Annotated in this window: 12 protein-coding genes and 1 pseudogene; 7 read left to right on the top strand and 6 right to left on the bottom strand. The window is 62.4% G+C overall.

Going from position 1 to position 18,912, the window contains the following annotated elements; genetic code table 11:
* The first annotated feature begins 20 nt into the window (after positions 1 to 20).
* Positions 21 to 713: a LysE family translocator gene (locus tag Tam10B_RS09975; protein WP_093961103.1), complete on the top strand. Its 693-nt coding sequence runs from the start codon at positions 21 to 23 to the stop codon at positions 711 to 713.
* A gap of 141 nt (positions 714 to 854) precedes the next feature.
* On the opposite strand, the gene Tam10B_RS09980 is transcribed toward Tam10B_RS09975, so the two are convergent.
* The 3 genes from Tam10B_RS09980 to Tam10B_RS09990 form a co-directional block, all read right to left on the bottom strand.
* Positions 855 to 1,559: a cytidine deaminase gene (locus tag Tam10B_RS09980; RefSeq protein ID WP_456297854.1), complete on the bottom strand. Its 705-nt coding sequence runs from the start codon at positions 1,557 to 1,559 to the stop codon at positions 855 to 857.
* A gap of 6 nt (positions 1,560 to 1,565) precedes the next feature.
* Positions 1,566 to 3,101 carry a carboxylesterase/lipase family protein gene (locus Tam10B_RS09985; protein ID WP_093961105.1) on the bottom strand — a complete coding sequence of 512 codons (1,536 nt, stop codon included), beginning with the start codon at positions 3,099 to 3,101 and terminating at the stop codon, positions 1,566 to 1,568.
* 77 nt (positions 3,102 to 3,178) lie between these two features.
* Positions 3,179 to 3,799, bottom strand: coding sequence for a TetR/AcrR family transcriptional regulator (locus tag Tam10B_RS09990; RefSeq protein ID WP_093961106.1), 621 nt, complete (start codon positions 3,797 to 3,799; stop codon positions 3,179 to 3,181).
* A gap of 639 nt (positions 3,800 to 4,438) precedes the next feature.
* Between Tam10B_RS09990 and Tam10B_RS13040 the strand changes: the two are divergent.
* The 4 genes and pseudogenes from Tam10B_RS13040 to Tam10B_RS10015 all read left to right on the top strand — a co-directional run bounded on the left by Tam10B_RS13040 (position 4,439) and on the right by Tam10B_RS10015 (position 11,749).
* A pseudogene (locus tag Tam10B_RS13040) lies at positions 4,439 to 6,714 on the top strand (exo-alpha-(1->6)-L-arabinopyranosidase).
* A gap of 247 nt (positions 6,715 to 6,961) precedes the next feature.
* Positions 6,962 to 7,570, top strand: coding sequence for a TetR/AcrR family transcriptional regulator (locus Tam10B_RS10005; RefSeq protein ID WP_408606658.1), 609 nt, complete (start codon positions 6,962 to 6,964; stop codon positions 7,568 to 7,570).
* A 263-nt stretch (positions 7,571 to 7,833) separates the two neighbouring features.
* Entirely contained in the window at positions 7,834 to 9,177 is a 1,344-nt protein-coding gene (locus Tam10B_RS10010) for an MFS transporter (protein WP_093961109.1), read from the top strand.
* Positions 9,178 to 9,316: 139 nt separating this feature from the next.
* Entirely contained in the window at positions 9,317 to 11,749 is a 2,433-nt protein-coding gene (locus Tam10B_RS10015; RefSeq protein ID WP_408606659.1) for a glycoside hydrolase family 3 N-terminal domain-containing protein, read from the top strand.
* 223 nt (positions 11,750 to 11,972) lie between these two features.
* Here Tam10B_RS10015 and Tam10B_RS10020 read toward each other — a convergent pair whose 3' ends face one another.
* The 3 genes from Tam10B_RS10020 to Tam10B_RS10030 all read right to left on the bottom strand — a co-directional run bounded on the left by Tam10B_RS10020 (position 11,973) and on the right by Tam10B_RS10030 (position 14,192).
* The gene (locus Tam10B_RS10020) at positions 11,973 to 12,278 is read right to left on the bottom strand and encodes a HigA family addiction module antitoxin (RefSeq protein ID WP_093961110.1); all 306 of its coding nucleotides are present in this window, start codon (positions 12,276 to 12,278) and stop codon (positions 11,973 to 11,975) included.
* Positions 12,250 to 12,543, bottom strand: coding sequence for a type II toxin-antitoxin system RelE/ParE family toxin (locus Tam10B_RS10025; protein ID WP_332881267.1), 294 nt, complete (start codon positions 12,541 to 12,543; stop codon positions 12,250 to 12,252). The genes Tam10B_RS10020 and Tam10B_RS10025 overlap by 29 nt, the downstream gene beginning before the upstream one ends.
* A gap of 368 nt (positions 12,544 to 12,911) precedes the next feature.
* The gene (locus Tam10B_RS10030; RefSeq protein WP_093961111.1) at positions 12,912 to 14,192 is read right to left on the bottom strand and encodes an MFS transporter; all 1,281 of its coding nucleotides are present in this window, start codon (positions 14,190 to 14,192) and stop codon (positions 12,912 to 12,914) included.
* Between the two features lie 580 nt (positions 14,193 to 14,772).
* On the opposite strand from Tam10B_RS10030, the gene Tam10B_RS10035 reads away from it, so the two are divergent.
* The gene (locus tag Tam10B_RS10035) at positions 14,773 to 15,393 is read left to right on the top strand and encodes a TetR/AcrR family transcriptional regulator (protein ID WP_093961112.1); all 621 of its coding nucleotides are present in this window, start codon (positions 14,773 to 14,775) and stop codon (positions 15,391 to 15,393) included.
* A 400-nt stretch (positions 15,394 to 15,793) separates the two neighbouring features.
* Complete coding sequence (locus tag Tam10B_RS10040; protein WP_093961113.1) at positions 15,794 to 18,484, top strand: alpha-L-rhamnosidase; 2,691 nt, start codon at positions 15,794 to 15,796, stop codon at positions 18,482 to 18,484.
* Positions 18,485 to 18,912 lie beyond the last annotated feature (428 nt).

The following is an 18,912-nucleotide window of genomic DNA, read 5'->3' on the forward strand; positions in this document are numbered from 1 at the left end:
TGAGGCGTTCGGGAGGCGACATGACCTACATGCAGGCGTTATTGGGGTTCGCGCTGGTGGCGGGATCCATGGCTTTGGTGCCGGGACTCGACATGATGATGGTGCTGCACGAGACGATCAACACCACGCGTGCCCGCGGACTCGCCGCCGTATGGGGCATCTCCTGCGGCGTGCTGGTCTGGGCCGTGGCCGCGGCGGTCGGGCTGGCGGCGCTGATCAGCGCGTTCCCCATGGCGTATGACGCGATCCGCGTGCTCGGCGGACTGTACCTGTTCTATCTGGCGTTCAGCATGGCGCGGAAGAAGAAGGGCGGGGACGGCAAGACCGAGCCCGTTGAAGTCAAGACCGACGGCGGTTCCGCTGCCGGAATGATGAAAGCACTGCGCGGATCGACGTTCAGGGAATGCGCGCAGTCGTTCTGGCGCGGCTTCCTCACCGACTTCTTCAACCCCAAGATCGGCGTCTTCTACATCGCCATCATCCCGCAGTTCCTGGTGCCCGGCGTGGGCAATCTGGAAATGGGCATCTCGCTCGGCATGGTGCACTTCGTCGAAAGCGTGATCGTGCTCACCACCGTGGCCTACGCGGCGTCGTTCTTCGCCGGCCGGCTGCGCAATGAGCGTTCGCAGCGCATCCTCGGGCTGGTGTCCGGCGGCATCATGGCCATCCTGGGCGGCGTGACCATCGCCGACGTGGTCAAAAGCCGACTGTAAGAGTTAGTTCAACGGTTGTTCAAACGAAGACTCCCGTCGGGTGAATCCCCGGCGGGAGTCTTCGTATAACCTCGTATAATGATCAGTTCAATGACATAACTATCGATTCGGCCGACAGCTCAGTGAACGAGAAACGAGCGATCACTTGCCGCCGAACGCGCCCTTGAACGGGTCGTCGGTGTCGAAGACCGGCTTCTCGGTGAGCGGGTAGAGCTCGTCGAGCGTGTACGTCTTGTATTCGGTGGGGCTGACGGCCAGGATGATCTGGAAGTCGCGCTCGCAGAACTCGCACAGGAACTCACGGCACATGCCGCACGGCGAGCAGTACGCGGTGATCGGGCCCTCGGCGCTGCCGACGACCACGATGCGCGTGAACTCGCGGTGGCCCTCGGACACGGCCTTGGCGCAGGCCGTGCGCTCGGCGCAGATGGTGGGGGCGAAGCCCATGTTCTCGATGTTGCAGCCCGTGTACACCGTGCCGTCCGTGGCCTCGAGCGCCGCGCCGACCTGGAAGTGCGAGTAGGGCGTGTACGCCAGCTTGCGCGCCTCGATGGCCTTGGTGATCAGTTCCTCGGTGGTGATCGTGCTCATGTCATGCTCCTTCGTTTGCTTCATCGCAGTTGGGATTTCGGTTCCGCGCTCATTGTACGTGCCGGAGATAGCGGTGAAACGCTGTGCATTGGGAAAGTGAACGGACGTGCAGGGCGCGGCGGCGGTGAGGTGAACGGATGCGTGGGGGTGGTGGCGTGGGGCGATGACGGTGTGGGGCGAGGTGCGGAGCCCTCCCTCAGTCCGCCTGAGGCGGACAGCTCCCTCCCATGGAGGGAGCACGATGGGAGGGAGCATTATGGGTTATTGCGCGGCGGCGTATCGGGCCAGTTCGTGGCCGAAGCGGTAGGCCTCGGGATCATAGGTGGCGTCGCCCTGCAGGCGGATGGCGCCGTAGGGATGATCGTCCACGGTCGGGCGGGACAGGCGCCCTGTCGCGATGAACTCGGCCCAGAGCCCGTTCATCACCGACGCGAGATATTGCGACGGATGATGGCCAAGCACCTGCTCCACCTTGACCGCGTCCAGGTTGCCGAAGAAGTACGGAATATCCGCGCAGTGCGTGCACGCGTTGTCGGCGGACGACTGCTGCGCGAAATCGTACAGCCACGTGCGATCGCCGACTCCGGCCATGCGGCGGGCGTTCGCGATGCTCGCCAGTCCCACGTAGAAGGTCATGGTCGTCATGATCTGGCCGGGAATGTATTCTTCGCCGCCGAGCTTGTCGATCTCCGCAGTGAAGTGCCCGATGGCGTCGTCGCTCAGTCCGGCCTTCTTGAACGCGCTTATCGTGTCGGCCAATGTCGGACCGTTCGGCATGGTGAACTTCATCTCGTTGCGGGTCGTGCCCATGAGCACCGACACGTCATTGCCGGCGCCGGCGGTCTGGGATGCGGCGATCGGTCGGGTCAGCACTTCGCCATCCACCACGGGAACGTAGATCATGCCGCTCTTGTCGAGCAGCCCGTCGTGCAGCACGCCGAGCAATGTATCGGCGTCGAGCACCGCCGACGGCACGCCCTCGGTGTGATTGGTCTTGCGTTCGTTGTCGAGAATCGTGTCGTGATCGATCGTACGGAAGCCGTCGATGGTCGGTTCGACGCCGAGCCGTTCGGCCAGTTTGCGCCCGCCGATCATCGCGTCCTCGACGGTGGGCGTGCCGAACGATCCGGATTCGCTGATCACGCCGCGGAACAGGCCTCGTGCTTTGGGCGACGACGCCAGCACCATCACATTGCCGCCGCCGGCCGATTGCCCGGCGATGGTCACACGATCCGGGTCGCCGCCGAACGCCGCGATGTTGCTGCGCACCCATTCCAACGCCTTGATCTGGTCGAGCGTGCCGCGGTTGAGTGGGGCGCCCTCCATCCAGCCGAAGCCGTCGAAGCCCAGACGATACGACACCGTGACCGTGACGATGCCGCGCGCGTTGAACGTGCTGCCGTTGTACCACGGCGACGCGGGCGAGCCGGCGAACCAGCCGCCGCCGTGAATCCACACCAGAACAGGCAGCTTGGCCGAGCGGTCGCGCGGCGCCGGAGTGAACACGTTGACGTTCAGCACCGATTCGCCGGGAATGGACGGCTCGGGAATCGTGACCAGATCGCCGAACGGGCGACGCTGCGGCGTGGGGCCGTAGTCCACGGTCTGCCTGACGCCGTCCCACGGTTCGGGGTCGACGGGCGCGGTGAAGCGGTGCTCGCCGAACGGCGCCGCTGCGAACGGAATGCCGAGGTACGCGGCCGATGTGGCGTTCTGCCATCGGCCCTGCACCTTGCCGTGCGTGGTCTGCACGACTGGCGCCGGGGTCAGCGGTTCGTAGAGGAATGTCTGAGGCATGATCGTTTTCTCCTTTGCAAACGATGATGTGATGCGTGTTCCTCAGTCGGGCAGAGCCAGGCGAGCTGCGGGCTGGCTCAGCGGTAGCCCTCCCAGAGAGGAAGCGGGAAGAGAACATCTTCGCAGCGGGCCCACATCTTCTGGAAGTCCTGGCCGGGGGTGCGCAGCCAGCGCAGCTGCGCGCCGTCCATCATGCTGAAGCCGGCGAGCAGCACGTCGGCCGGATCCACGCCGTCGGGCACGGCCCAGTCGATCTTCAACGCCTGCTCCACGCCGTTGCGCTCGCGCTGGGCGAAGTAGTCGTGGGCCGGATGATTCGGGTCCAGGGCCTCCGCGCTCAGCGTGGAGAACATGTGCACCAGCTGGGGGCGCTTGACGTTGATGGCCACGTTCTCGCGGAACATGGCGGCGATCGACGGCTTTTCGGCGTGCTCGAGCGAGGCGAGCAGCTCGTTGGTCTCCTTGTCGTACATCTCGGTGAGCACGAGCTCGAGCAAACCCTCCTTGCTGCCCACATAGTGCAGCACGCCGGCCTTGGTGAGCCCCACCTTGGTGGCGATCTTCTGGATGGAGGTGCCGTAGTAGCCGAAAGTGCCGAAGTATTCCACGGTGGCGGCGAGGATCTTCTCGCGGCGGTCGGGTTCGCGGTTGGTGGTGCGGTGATGCGTGTTGGTGGTGGCCGTCGTTGCTGAAGTCATGGCCTTCTTCCTTTCCTCTGCCGACTGATCTTCGCCGATTGATCGGTGCCGACTGAATCTCTGCCGACTAAATTACTGCCGACCGAATCTTCGCCGGCGTGCGCCTGTCGCGTCTCTCGTCTCTCCGTCGGAGCATTTGAGACAGGCCGTCTGCGTCGCTGCCTATCCATCATAATCAATACCGTTCGGTCGGTAGACCGGCGGTGTGCTTTTTGGCGCAGATGTTATGGAATGCCGAGTTTTGTGGTTTCTTCATCCCGTGAAGAGCTTGTTGCGTATTGCAAACATTGGGATCTCAATGGAGACCTCTGCCAGTGCGACAAGAAAAACCACAAAACTCGGGGTTCTACGTCGTGGGATGGTGAAAATCGGGACGGCGAGAGCTGGAGGCGGCCGGTGTGATGCAGATCGTGACGATGGGAATGAGCCAAATGGTGTCGAACGGTGTCGAAAAGTCGGACTGAAGTTAGCGTGTCGTAAGTTTCGTCATGATATATTATTGCTTACCGACCGGTTGGTTCAAGATTTCGTCGTCGAGATCGGAATCAGCCAGGGGTCCACGTTTACCAACAAACCAACGCAACCAATGCATCCACGACGGCGGCATGGCGGCCGACGTCAGACAGGAAACGAGGCACAATGAGCGAGAGCACCTACCCCAGCGTCAACGACCTGACCCTCGAGGAGAAGGCCAGCCTGACTTCCGGTGGCGACGCCTGGCCAGCCTGACTTCCGGTGGCGACGCCTGGCATCTGCAGGGCGTTGAGCACAAGGGCATCCCCGGTTACATGATCACCGACGGCCCCCACGGACTGCGCAAGGCCAACGCCTCCAGCACCGGCGAGACCGACCTCAACGATTCCGTGCCCGCCACCTGCTTCCCGCCGGCGGCCGGCCTGTCGAGCGCATGGAACCCGGATCTGGCCTTCCAGGTGGGCGAGGCCATGGGCGAGGAGTGCATTCAGGAGAAGGTGGCCGTCATCCTCGGCCCCGGCGTGAACATCAAGCGCAACCCGCTGGGCGGCCGCTGCTTCGAGTACTGGTCCGAGGACCCGTTCCTCGCCGGCCATGAGGCCGCCGGCCTGGTCAAGGGCGTGCAGTCCAAGGGCGTGGGCACCTCCCTCAAGCACTTCGCCGTGAACAACCAGGAGACCGACCGTCTGCGCGTCTCCGCCAACGTCTCCCAGCGTGCGCTGCGCGAGATCTACTTCCCGGCCTTCGAGCACATCGTCAAGGACGCTCAGCCGTGGACCATCATGTGCTCCTACAACAAGATCAACGGCGTGCACTCCGCCCAGAACCACTGGCTGCTCACCGACGTGCTGCGCAACGAGTGGGGCTTCAAGGGCATTGTGATGTCCGACTGGGGTGCCGACCACGACCGCGTCGCCTCCCTGAACGCCGGCCTGAACCTGGAGATGCCGCCGAGCTACACCGACGACCAGATCGTGTACGCCGCGCGCGACGGCCGCATCCAGCCCGAACAGCTCGACCGCATGGCCCAGGGCATGATCGACCTGGTGAACAAGTCCCGCGCCGCCATGAGCATCGACGGCTACCGCTTCGACGTGGACGCCCACGACGAGGTGGCCCGTCAGGCCGCCGTGGAGTCCATCGTGCTGCTGAAGAACGACGACGCCGTGCTGCCCGTGGCTGCCGACGCCAAGGTCGCCGTGATCGGCGAGTTCGCACGCTCCCTGCGCTACCAGGGCGGCGGCTCCTCGCACATCACCCCCACCAAGATGACCGGCTTCCTCGACACTCTCAAGGACCGTGGCATCGACGCCGCCTTCGCCCCCGGCTTCACCTTCGCCGATGAGCCGCAGGATCCGGCCCTGACCGCCGAGGCTGTGGAGACCGCCAAGGGCGCCGACGTGGTGCTGCTGTTCCTCGGTCTGCCCGAGGCGGCCGAGTCCGAGGGCTTCGACCGCGAGACCCTCGACATCCCCGCCAAGCAGGTGGAGCTGCTCAAGGAGGTGTCCGCCGCGAACAAGAACGTCGTGGTGGTGCTGTCCAACGGCTCCGTCGTCTCCGTGGCTCCGTGGCGCGACCACGCCAAGGGCATCCTTGAGACCTGGCTGCTCGGCCAGTGCGGCGGTCCGGCCATGGCCGACGTGATCTTCGGCGTGCAGAGCCCGTCCGGCAAACTGTCCCAGACCATTCCGATGAACATCCTCGACGATCCGTCCATGCTCAACTGGCCCGGCGAGGAGGGTCACGTGGACTACGGTGAGGGCGTGTTCGTCGGCTACCGCTACTACGACACCTACGGCAAGGAGGTCGCCTACCCGTTCGGCTACGGCCTGAGCTACGCGAGCTTCGAGATCTCTGACGTGACCGTGGCCAAGACCGGCGCCAACACCGCGTCCGTGACCGCCACCGTGACCAACACGTCCGACGTGGACGGCGCCGAGGTCGTGCAGGTGTACGTCGCGCCGGGCAAGGCCGACGTGGCCCGTCCGAAGCACGAGCTCAAGGGCTTCGTCAAGGTGTTCCTTGCCGCCGGCGAATCCAAGACCGTCACCGTTGACCTCGACGAGCGTGCGTTCGCCTACTGGTCCGAGAAGTTCAACGACTGGCACGTGGAGTCCGGCGAGTACACGGTCGAGGTGGGCGTGAGCTCCCGTGACATCGTCGCCACTGGCGTGGTTGATCTCGACGGCGACGGCAAGACCGCGCCGCTGACCGAATGGTCCACCTTCGGCGAGTGGAAGGCCGACCCGGTCGGCTCCAAGATCGTGGCCGACCTGGTCGCCAAGGCCGACGCCGGTGAGCTTCCCAAGCTGCCGCAGAACGACATGATGGACATGTTCCTCAACTCCATGCCGATCAACAGCCTCACCACGCTGCTCGGCGAGCCCGGCAAGCAGACCACCGCCTTCCTGCTCGACGAGTACGCCAAAGTCACCGCCTGATTGCCTGACCGTCGTCATACTTTTTCCTGATCCTTCCCCTCGAGGGGAAGGTGGCCGACGCAGTCGGTCGGATGAGGTGACCGACATCTTCAGCAGGTGATCGACATATTGCAGTGCTCCCTCCCCTGGAGGGAGCACTTTGCGTTTAGGGCGGTCGGGGGCTGTGCGACAATCGGACGTGAAATATGAACGTTGCCGAAAGACAAGAGGGGGAATCGTGGCTGAGTCGACCGGCGGAAAGAAGAGGGTGCGCAAGAACCCGGAGGAGCGCCGTAGGGAGATCGCAGAGGCCGCCGCGAAACTGATCAGCGAACGTGGCTCCAACGCCGTGTCCATCCGTGATGTTGCGGATGAAGTGGGCATGAGCCATTCCGGCTTGCTGCACTACATCGGCGACAAGAACGGTCTGATCCGTATGGTGATCGACGATGTATATGCTGGTGGCGGTACGGTCGACGATTTTCTACGATCGGGGCTTCCGGGTTCCGACCCTGAAGGACCGCTGTTTCCCGCCTATCTGAGATTCCTGGTTCGGCATAATGCGCAACGGCGGTCGATGGTGCGACTGTTCTCGGTGTTGTCGGTTGAGTCGCTGTCGGTCTCGCATCCGCTGCATGAGGATTTTGAACGTCGTTTTGACGATATCTGGCAGGATTACCTGCCGTTTCCGTGGCGTATCCCGCCTCAGGTCGGCGACTGGGGGACGGTGATGCGTCCGCGTGTGCGGCTGTGCATGGAGACCATGGATGGAATCCAGCTGCGTTGGCTACGTGATTCCCCGATCGATCTGTACGATGAGTGGCTGCAGTTCGAGTCGATCATGTTTCCCTCCCCTTTGTGGGACGGGTATAAGTAGAGGTTCAAAACCTATATCTGGATCCAGAAATTTTATATTTATCGACCGGTATGTCGATAAATTATCTCGCTAAAGAATCAGCGTTTTTCTCGGCATAATCTCTTTCGACACTCCGTTATCTACCAAGTTGACGATAGTGTGCTGCCTGCTTATAGTTTTCCTTACCGGACAAGTGGTCGATAAGGTGTCGGCGCTGATGGCCTTGCCTGCTGATCGCCCATCTGTCTACTTCGTAATCGATGAGGATAAAAAGGAGTATCATCATGGATTCGTCATACACTCCATCCGTGAATCTGTCCAAGGAGAAGCGTCTGGCCGCCCATAACGCTGCTGTCTCTGCCGCCTCGGAAAATCCCGTGCTCAGCCCGGAAACCGGTCGTCCTGTATCCAAGCTGACCTATGCGAGATTCGGTGCTGGATTCCTGCTGTTCGGCGTGTTGTGGATGAGCGGTCTGTGCGTCGTCAGTGCAGTGATCTTGCCGCAGCATCTCAAGGAGATCAACGCCGGATCGCCTGAAGCGCTGATGGGTGTCATCAATGCGTGTACGGCCGTTGCATCATTGCTCGCCAATGTGATCTTCGGCAATTTCTCCGATCGGTCGCGTTCCCGTCTGGGCCGCCGTACTCCGTGGATCATCGCCGGTGGCTTCCTTGGGGGTGTGACGCTGTTCTTGACCGGAATCATGACCAATCCGGTTTTGCTTACGATCTGCTACTGCCTCTCCATGGTCGGTCTGAACATGATGATCGCTCCGTTGGTTGCCGTGATCTCGGATCGCGTGCCGCAGGGTACCCGTGGAACCATGTCCGCGTTTTATGGTGGTGGTTCGGCCATAGGCGCGCCTATTGGCACCATGCTCGGTTCGCTGTTCATCACCAACATGTTCCCCGGCCTGATCGTGGCCGGCGTGCTTATGGCGCTGTCGGGCGTCGTTTCGGTGGCGATCATGCCCCGCGAGGAGTCCGCGGACTACCTGCCTCAGAGCGAGGGTGGTCTCAAGGACGTGCTGGTAAGTTTCCGACCTCCGAAATTCGGTGACAATCATGACTTCTACAAGGCATTCGGTGGCCGCCTGTGCATGCTGCTGAGTTATCAGATGATCAGCGCCTATCAGCTGTACATCGTGCAGGATTATGTGGGAATGGGGGTGCAGGAGTCCGCGGTGGTCGTCTCCGTGATGTCGACCATCACGCTGATCGTCGGTCTGATCGGTTCCCTCGGCGGAGGCCCGATCTCTGATCTCATCGGTCGTCGTAAGGTGCCGGTCGTCGTGGCGTCGCTCTGCTTTGCCACGGGTGTCGCTATGCCGTTGGTCATGCCGAGCGCGATGGGCATGTATCTGTTCGCCGGCATCGCTGGTTTGGGGTATGCCGTGTATGGTTCCGTGGATCAGGCGCTGAATGTCGATGTGTTGTCCAGCAAGGAGGAGGCCGGCAAGGATCTGGGCATTCTGAATCTGGCCACCACTCTTGGTCAGATGGCCGGCCCCATCATTACGTCGTCCGTCGTGGTAGCCACCGGTACATACATGCCCGCGTTCTTCATCTCCATCGCCTTCGCCGTGCTCGGATACGTGTTCATCATGGCGATCAAGGCCGTGAAGTGATGTGCTGAAGAAGTCGGGGCACGCATGAGATGTTTGTCTCCCGACTTGTGGAACGTTGTAAAAGACTGTAGTATTTATCTACCGAATGGTTAGTAGATAATTATGTGTGATTTTTAGACTTCGATGAGGAAGGAAACCTATGACCGACAACAAAACCAAGGATCAGAACAAAACGTCATCCGTAATGCCGGAGGACACCTCCGCCATGCCGTTCCGCGATCCGTCGCTGAGCGTGGACGAACGCATCGCCGATCTGCTGGGCCGCATGACGCTCCGCGAAAAGATCGGCCAGATGATGCAGCTCGACGCACGCGGCGATCTTGACGACGAGATCCTGCGCGTGAACGTCGGCTCGATCCTGCACACCAGCCCCGAGAACCTGTATCGCGCCGCCGATCTGGTGAAACGGACGCGACTGCAGATCCCGCTGATCATCGGCGAGGATCTGATCCACGGCTACTCGTTCTACCCCGGCGCCACCATCTTCCCCGAACAGCTCGGCATGGCCGTTTCGTGGAACCCGTCGCTCGTCGAGAAGGCTGCGCGCGTGACCGCCGAGGAGGGCGCGTCCACCGGCGTGCACTGGACCTTCTCCCCCGTGCTGTGCATCGCGCGCGACACCCGTTGGGGGCGCGTCGGCGAGACGTTCGGCGAGGACCCGCACCTGATCGGCGAGATGGCATCGGCCATGGTCCGCGGCTATCAGAAGGGCCCGGCCACGGCCGGCTCGCTCGACAAGGACGCCATTCTGGCCACGGCCAAGCACTTCGCCGGATACTCCGAGACGCAAGGCGGTCGCGACGCGTCCGAGGCCGATCTCTCGCACCGCAAGCTCGCATCCTGGTTCCTGCCGCCGTTCGAGCGTGTGGCCAAGGAAGGCTGCGGCACGTTCATGCTCGGCTACGAGTCGATCGAAGGCGTGCCGGTCACATTCAACAAGTGGCTACTGTCCGACGTGCTGCGCGGCGAATGGGGCTACAAGGGCACGCTGATCACCGACTGGGACAACGTCGGTCGTTCCGTATGGGAACAGAAGGTGCAGCCCGACTTCGCGCACGCCGCTGCCGCCGCCGTAAAGGCCGGCAACGATCTGGTCATGACCACGTCGCAGTTCTACGACGGCGCGTACGAGGCGATCGCAGCCGGCATGCTCACCGAGGCGGAGCTCGACTCCGCTGTTTCACGCATTCTGGCGCTCAAGTTCCGTCTGGGCCTGTTCGAGGATCCGCGTCTGCCGAACGCCGAGCGCATCAAGGCGGTCATCGGGTCTGCCGAGCATGGCGAGACGAATCTGGAGCTGGCCCGTCAGTCGGTGGCGCTGTTGCGTAACGATGGCGCGTTGCCGTTCGCGGTCGGCGGTGCGGATGGTGCGAACGGCGCGGCTAACGCGGCTGCCGGCTCTCCGAAGCGTATCGCGCTGATCGGCCCGCTTGCCGACGATGCGCAGAACCAGCTTGGCGACTGGGCCGGCAACTCCGGACAGGTCACGTGGATGCCGGACGGGCACCCGCGCGAGACCATCACCACGGTGAAGGACGCCTTCGAGGCGCTGGTGCCGTCCGACTGGACGGTGACGTATTCGCGCGGTGCAAACGTGGTCGATCTGGTGACCGATCCCGAAGGCGAGTTCTATCCCGACGGCCAGCCGCGTCCGAAGATCGGCGTTTCCGCGGCGGTTGATCAGGCGCTGATCGACGAGGCCGTGGAGAACGCATGCCGGTCCGATCTGATTGTGGCCGTGGTCGGCGATGTCGTGCAGCTGGTCGGCGAGACGTGTTCCACGGCCACCCTTGATCTGCTCGGCGGTCAGAATGCGCTGCTCGATGCGCTTGCCGATGTTTCACGTGAAACAAACAAGCCGCTGGTCGTGGTGCTCATGAGCTCCAAGCCTCAGATCCTGCCGGCGAGCATCGTCGGCGAGAACGGCGTATTTGCCAAGCGCGTGTCCGCCCCCGCGACCGGCACAGGCTCGATCCTGTGGGCGCCGAGCCCGGGCATGAAGGGCGGTCAGGCGATTGCCGAGATCATTCTCGGCATCACCGACCCGAGCGGTCGACTGCCGATCACGTTCCCGCGTCACGCCGGACAGCTGCCCGTGTACTACAACCAGATTCGCGGACAGCACGGCAACCGGTACGCCGACCTGACGCAGGATCCGGCGTTCGCATTCGGCGAGGGACTGTCGTATACCACGTTCGCATATGGCGATGTGGTGATTGGTGACGGCGTTGGTGGCTCCGATGGTGGCGTGACGTTCGGCAAGGACGATGTGATCCGTGCCCACGTGGACGTGACGAACACCGGTGATCGCGCCGGCGTGGAAGTCGTGCAGGCGTACGTGGGCGACGTGGTCACTTCGGTGAGCTGGACCGATCGTGAACTCAAGACGTTCCGTCGCGTTGAGCTCGAGCCGGGCGAAACCAGGACGGTCGAATTCGAGATCCCCGTCGCCGACTGTTCGATCGTCGGCCCGGACGCACGACGCATCGTCGAACCTGGCGAATTCGAGCTCCTCATCGGCCACTCCAGCCGCCGCGAAGACCTCAAACGCGCCACCTTCATCGTGAAGTAGCCGGAGAGGTGCTTTCTCGGCTCCCCTCTCTGAGGGGAGCTGGGAACCCTTTGTCCGGTAGGCTATTTCCCCCTCCGGCTCCCCTCCGAGGGAGGGGAGCTGTCTGCCTTCGGCAGACTGAGGGGAGGGATCGATTCCGACATGAAACACTCGCCCATATCACCCTGCACTCTTCGCTGTTTCACGTGAAACAGCGAAGAGTATACCGTCGGACATGTATTGATTACGCGGAAACCAGCGGCTTGATATCTCCCACGCTCGATGCGTCGAATGTCAGCAAATCATAATCGCTCTGAAGCGAGATCCAGAATTCCGGGGTAGTGCCCAAAGCCTTGCTGAGTCGTACGGCCATGGGTGTGGTGATACGTCTTTTGTTGTGGACGATCTCTCCCACCGCGGTTTCGGATACGCCGATGGTTTTAGCCAGCCGATAGTTGCTGATGTTCAGCGGCTCCAGAAATTCCTCTTTGAGGATTTCGCCAGGGGTGCTGTAGAAGCCGTCAGCTGTGGTAGTCGCAGAAATAGACATCAATAGCCTCCTTGGCCTCATCGTCCCAAAGGAATACGAGACGATACTGTTGGTTGACGCGAATACTCCAATGTCCGAGAAGATTTCCGGATAACGCTTCGAGTCGGTTTCCCGGCGGTACTTTTAGATCCTGCAGTGCGTGCGCAGCCTTGAGCATCTGTAACTTGCGCATAAGCTGTTTTTCGCAGCCTGTCGGATATCCTTTGGGATACCGACCGCCGTACAGGAACTCGGTGAGCTCGGAATCTCGCGTTCTCATATTCATATACTAATGTGAAACGTTACTATCGTCAATCGATAGTATATTGGGCGATTGTTTTATGCCTTATAGGGGCGCGTCATCTTCTTTGACTTCTCCGGTCGTAGCGGTACACAAATCGACGATACCTGATGGGGAGGGTTGAGTTTTCAACGGTGAAAGTTGGGTATCTTCGTTTTGTGTACCGTTTATCCAAGTATCCCGGTACACAAAACGAAGATACCCAACTATGACCCGCGGAATCTCAACGCTTCGAGTCCGTATCGTCGATTTGTGAACCGCCATACAACAAGAAAGGGCCCGACGCGATGTCGGGCCCGGAAAAGGAAGGGAGGTGGGCGGAGGACTCGGTGCGCGAGCCCTCCGCGAGAAGACTACTTGGCCTTCTTGATGAAGAGGATGATCACGGCACCGGCCATCACGGCGGCGATGGCGCTCGGGAAGGCGAGGGCGTAGGAGCCGGTGGCGATCACGATGGAGGAGGTGGCGATCGGGGCGATGACCTGGCCGAGGGTGTTGGCGAGGTTGAGGATGCCCAGATCCTTGCCGGCGTCGTCCGGGTTCGGCAGCACGTCCACGTTCAGCGCCTGATCGACGGCCATGTAGATGCCGTAGCCGACGGCCATGATGGCGGAGAAGATCAGCATGCTGGTGCGGGTGGGGGCGAGCCACGGCACGACCAGGCCGATGGACATGATCGCGGAGGCGACGAACACGGGCAGCTTGCGCTTGCCGAGCTTGTCGGAGATCGGGCCGCCGGCGAGGGCGAAGATCAGGGAGACGACCATGACGATGGTGGCCATGGTGGATACGGTGGCCGCGGCGTCGGTGGTGCTCAGACCGATGTACTTCTGGCAGACGTAGAGCTGGTAGCCCATGATCATGTTGTAGCCGAAGATCATGAGCAGGCGGCCGATGAGCGCGAGGTAGAAGTCACGGGCGCCCTTGACCGGCGGGCGGAACTGCATGACGATCTGCTTGACGCTGAAGGACTCGCCTTCCTTGGCGACGGTGGGCAGCTCCTTCGGAATGATGATGATGGTGACGATGCCGGTGAGGACCCAGATCACCACGCCGACGAGGAAGCCGGGGCGCGGATTGGTAACGAACGCGGCGCCGATGATCGCGCCGAGGGACTGGCCGACGATCTGGCCCACGCCGTAGAAGGCGGAAAGGGTGCCGCGGATCTTCTGCGGGATGCGGTCGGAGAGGATGGCGACGCACGGGGCGATCATCATGTTCAGGCCGATCTGCAGCACGGACCACCAGGCGACGATGCCGGTGAGGGTCACGGCCACGGAGGTCATGTAGTAGCCGATGCCGGCGATGATGCCGCCGGGGATGATCCACGGGGTGCGCTTGCCGAGCTTGCCGTGGGTGGCGTCGGACAGCGCGCCGAAGACGACGTTGGAGATCAGGGCGAAGATGATGCCGATGGAGTTCATCGAGGCGAGGATGGCCTCGGGGGTCATGCCGATGTTCAGATCGTTGAAGCGGTTCGGCAGCAGCACGGACGATCCGGCGCTACCGGCCATCATCCACATGATGTTGAAGATGATGAAGCCTGCTGCGAAGCGGATCATCTGGGACTTCGGCATCGGCTTGCCCGTGTCGGGCGCGATGTCATCACCGATGGCGACGGTCTTCTCTTCCATAACAACACCTTCCTTGGCGTGTGTCATATCGACGATATTGACGTTATTGGCGGTTGCAGTGGTCTGCAGGGTCTATGAGAGCTCCATCTCATAGGGGTTGGTCCGATATAACTTCATTGTTCCGGTGCGGCAACCAGCAGTTACCGTTAAGTAACTTATAAGTTAGTGCGCGGTAACTTGCCTGTCAAATTCGTTGGAATTTGAGTCGTGTCGAGATTTTTGTGAGCGCTGACATGAAGAATTTCGTCGGTTTTCCCTACCTCTTTGCGGTTTGCCGCGGCCTTAGTGTGATCACACCGAGGATGGATCGGACCATTTTCTGGTGTGATCGCATTGAGAGGGAAGTCCGTCTTCTTCCTCGTTCCTTGGCGTGGTCGCACTTGAGGGACGAGGCGGCTGGCCGTGGCGTGAGTGCGGTGCGGTCGACAGGGCGACCCAGACCGGTGGTCTGTGTTTTGTGACGATGAACACGCATGTACATGTGTACAAGGGGGTGTTCGGGTACGATAAGTGCTCGATTGCGGACGACAGATCCGAGAAAATCCGACACCATCAGCAAGAAACAACAGGGGATGAGACTATGGCGAGCACAAAAGGCACGCCGCGCATGAGTGCCGAGGAACGACTCGAGCAGATCCTGGACGTGGCCGTACGACTCATCGGCGAGAAGGGCTATAACGGCTTCTCTCTGCAGGACGTGGCCAGTGAGATCGGTGTTTCACAGACGGCCGTGATCCATCGAATCCTCAACAAGCAGAACCTGCTCATGCTGGTGCTCGAACGGTACTACGACAACACCGGTGCCGCGAACGACTATCTCAAGCAGTTCCAGCCGGGCGGCGCGCGTGAGGGCGACAAGCCGCGTATTCCCGAGGTCATGCAGGTCGTGGTGGATCAGAATTCCAAACAGCCCGAACTGGTGCGGCTGTTCGAGATGCTGAACACCGAGGCCATGTCCCCCGATCATCCCGCGCACAACTACTTCGTGCAGCGGACGAAGAAGATCTCCGGCGAGTACTACGACACCGACTGGCTGGTGCCGGACGGCGTGGACGGGCATCTGGTCTACATGCTCGCCTACGCGGCCATGTACGGTCTCGAGGGACGATGGCTGGCCAATCCCGAGATCGACTACCCCGCCGAGTGGCAGCGCTACGCCGACTACCTCTTCCCCTCCCCCACTTGGGACGGCTACCGCTGACCTGCGAGACTTCCTTCCCCTTCCCTGTTGAGCGGCCGCGCCCTGCCCGACCTGCTGCCCGCCTCTTTCCTTCCCCTCGAGGGGAAGGTGTCGCGCAAAGCGCGACGGATGAGGTGCCGCCTGAAACCTTTGCTCTCGCATCTCCACGAGCGGCCGGCTGAAGGACTCTTGACATTCCCGTCCGGCATTGCCGTCCACCCCAACCGGCGTGTCGCCGATTCCCCCACGGTTATAGTGGGTCTCAACTTCATTGCTCCCCCATAATCCGAACGTGACCGGCCGCGCCGGAACGCTGTCATGCCGTGTTGCCGTGTGCGCATCGTTGTGATCACGTTTGGATACGACCATCGAATACGAAGTGGTATGCGAACCGCACGTCAGCGTGCGAAGGAGTGATGCAATGATGACTAACGCAACCCAGACCGTCGAACAGTCCATCTCCCGACTGCGCGTCGAGCATGCGCATGGCGATGTCATCGGCCTGCCCACCGGCACCCCGCGTCTGTCGTGGGATTACGCCGTCGAACCGCCGTCCGATTCGGAAATCGTGTTTCACGTGGAACGCCGAACGCTGGGTGCCGCCGAACCCGTCGTGCAGGAGGCCCGCGTTCCCGCCGCGGACAACACCCTGTGCGCATGGCCGCTGCCCGCGCTCGCATCCTTTGAGTCGGCCGTTGCCACCGTGCAGCTCGTCGACGCCAATGGAGAGCCCGTCTCCCCCACGTCATCCCCCGTGCGATTCGAGGCCGCGCTGCTGGAGAACTTCCAGCACTTCGCCGACTTCGTCGGTCCCTCCTGGGTGGAGCCGGAAACCGATCATCGTCATCTGCCGCTCGTTCGCGCCGAAATCAATCTGCGTGACAAGCCGGCCGCCGCACGCCTGACCCTGACCGCGCTCGGCGTGGTCGAGGCGGAGATCAACGGCGTGAAAATCGCCGACGATGCACTGCTGCCTGGCTGGACCGTCTACTCCGACCGACTCGACTGCTGGACCTTCGACATCACCGACCGACTCGTATCCGGCGCCAACGCGCTCGGCTTCTGGCTGGGCGACGGCTGGTGGCGCGGCCGACTCGGCTTCGACGGCGGCTGGGTCAACTTCTACGGCGATAGGATCGGCGTGGCCGCACAGATCGACCTCGTCTACCCCGACGGCGGCACCGAGCGAATCCTGTCGAACTCGTGGGATCGCACGTGGAAGGTCACGCCCGGACCGATCGTCTGCTCCGACCTGTACGAAGGCGAGCACTACGACGCGCGCCTCGAACAGCCCGGCTGGTCCATGCCCGGATTCGACGACTCGTCATGGAAGCCCGTCGCCGAGGTCCACTACGACACCACCAAGCTCGTCAACGCCGAACTACCGCCCGTCCGCCCGATCGAACGCGACGAGCCGGTGTCGATCGTCAAACGCGACGACGGCAGCTGGCTGATCGACTTCGGGCAGAACTGCTCGCAGCGCATGCGCGTCCATATGCGCGGACTGGCCTCCGGCGACACCGTCACCATGCGCCACGTCGAAGTGCTTAACCCCGACGGATCGCTCGCCACCCGCACCCTGCGCCGCGGCCAGCAGTGCGACGTCTACACGTCCAACGGCACCGACGCCTGGTGGGAGCCACGCTTCGCCATGCACGGATTCCGCTACGCCAGCATCGAAGGCTACAAGGGCGAACTCACAGCCGACGACATCGACTGCCGCGTCTACCACACCGACATGGAACGCACCGGCTGGTTCGACTGCTCCAACCCCATGGTCAACCAGCTGCACAGCAACGCCGTATGGTCCATGCGATCCAACTTCGTGTCCATCCCCATGGACTGCCCACAGCGCGACGAACGCATGGGCTGGACCGGCGACATCTCACTGTTCTCCCCCACCGCCACCTACCTGTATGACGCGCAGAGCTTCCTCGCCAACTGGCTCGAGGACGTACGCGGCGAACAGCTGCGATACGGCACCGTGCCGTTCTACGTGCCGTTCATTCCGATCGGCGCGTGGGGCACCGCCGCGGCAATCGCCATTTGGGGAGACTCGGCGGCGATCGTGCCGTGGGCGCTCTATATGGACGGCGGCGACACCGAACTGCTGCGCCGCTCCTACCCGCTCATGACCACGTGGATCGACGAAGTGGCCGGATATCTCTCCGAGGACGGCGTGTGGGAGCGTCGCCCCGAATTCGCCATCGGACAGCTCGGCGACTGGCTCGACCCCACCGCCCCGCCGGACGATCCGATGCTCGCCATGACCGACAAGGTGCTCGTCGCCACCGCGTTCTTCGCGCAGAGCTGCCGCATCGCCGCCGACGTGGCGCGCGTGCTCGGCGAACCTGAGGATACGCTGCGGTTCGGCCGACTGTACGACCACGTGCGTGGCGGATTCATTGGCCGATACGTGGGAGAGAACGGCATCATGACGTCCGACACCCAGTGCGCGTACGCGCTCGCCATTGCGCTCGGCCTGCTTGACGACGACGATGCGCTGCGCGCCGCGGCCGGTGATCGTCTGGCCCAGCTCGTGCGCGAATCCGGCGGCAAGGTGGCCACGGGCTTCGCCGGCACTCCGTACGTGCTGCCCGCGCTGAGCCGCACCGGCCACGACGAGGAGGCCTACTCGCTGCTGCTGTCTACCGAATGCCCGAGCTGGCTGTATCAGGTGAAGATGGGTGCCACCACCACCTGGGAACGTTGGGATTCGATGATGCCCGACGGCACGGTGAATCCGGGCGGCATGACCTCGTTCAACCATTACGCGCTCGGCTCGGTGGCGCACTGGCTGCACGCGCGCATCGGCGGACTTGAGCCGATCGAGCCTGGTTGGCGGCGATTCCGCGTGGCGCCCATGCCCGGCGGCGGCATCGATCATGCTTCCACCTCGCACATGACCCCGTACGGTCTGGCCGCCTGCTCGTGGAGTGTTGCCGATGGTGCCGGTGCCGACGCCACTGTGACCGATTCCGACGCGGCCAATGCAGGACGTGTGATGACCGTGGAGGTCGACGTGCCCGTGGGCACCGTCGCCTCCCTCGAGATCGGTCCCGCCCCGCAGGAGCTCGCCCCCGGCCACCACACCCTCACCATCCGCCTCTGACCGCATGCGCCCCGCCTTTCCTTCCCCTTGAGGGGAAGGTGGCCGCCGAAGGCGGACGGATGAGGTGACCGACGCATGACGACTGAAGGCGGGTTGACTTTGGCCGTGGGGCGGGACGATGGGCGGGAATCGACACACTCGGGCCGTTTGGCCTCGCTCCGGCGATTTGATTGCGAAGCATATCAAATCACCTCCGCTGATACAGTCGATTCCCGCCCATCGTCCCACCTCACTCAGCGCTCATGACTACCATCCCATTCCCACCCCGTGGCTCCGTGTGCCTCTGTGCTGGCGCTGTGAACCTGATGGCTGCCATCCCCGTCACCTCATCAGTCACGCTGCGCGTGACAGCTTCCCCTCAAGGGGAAGCCCACCATTCCTCTTCGACACGCCGAGTGGACGAATTTCGCAACTCGGATTAAGTTACT

The sequence above is a fragment of the Bifidobacterium vansinderenii genome (genome assembly GCF_002234915.1).
In the GTDB taxonomy this organism is placed as follows: Bacteria; Actinomycetota; Actinomycetes; order Actinomycetales; family Bifidobacteriaceae; genus Galliscardovia; species Galliscardovia vansinderenii.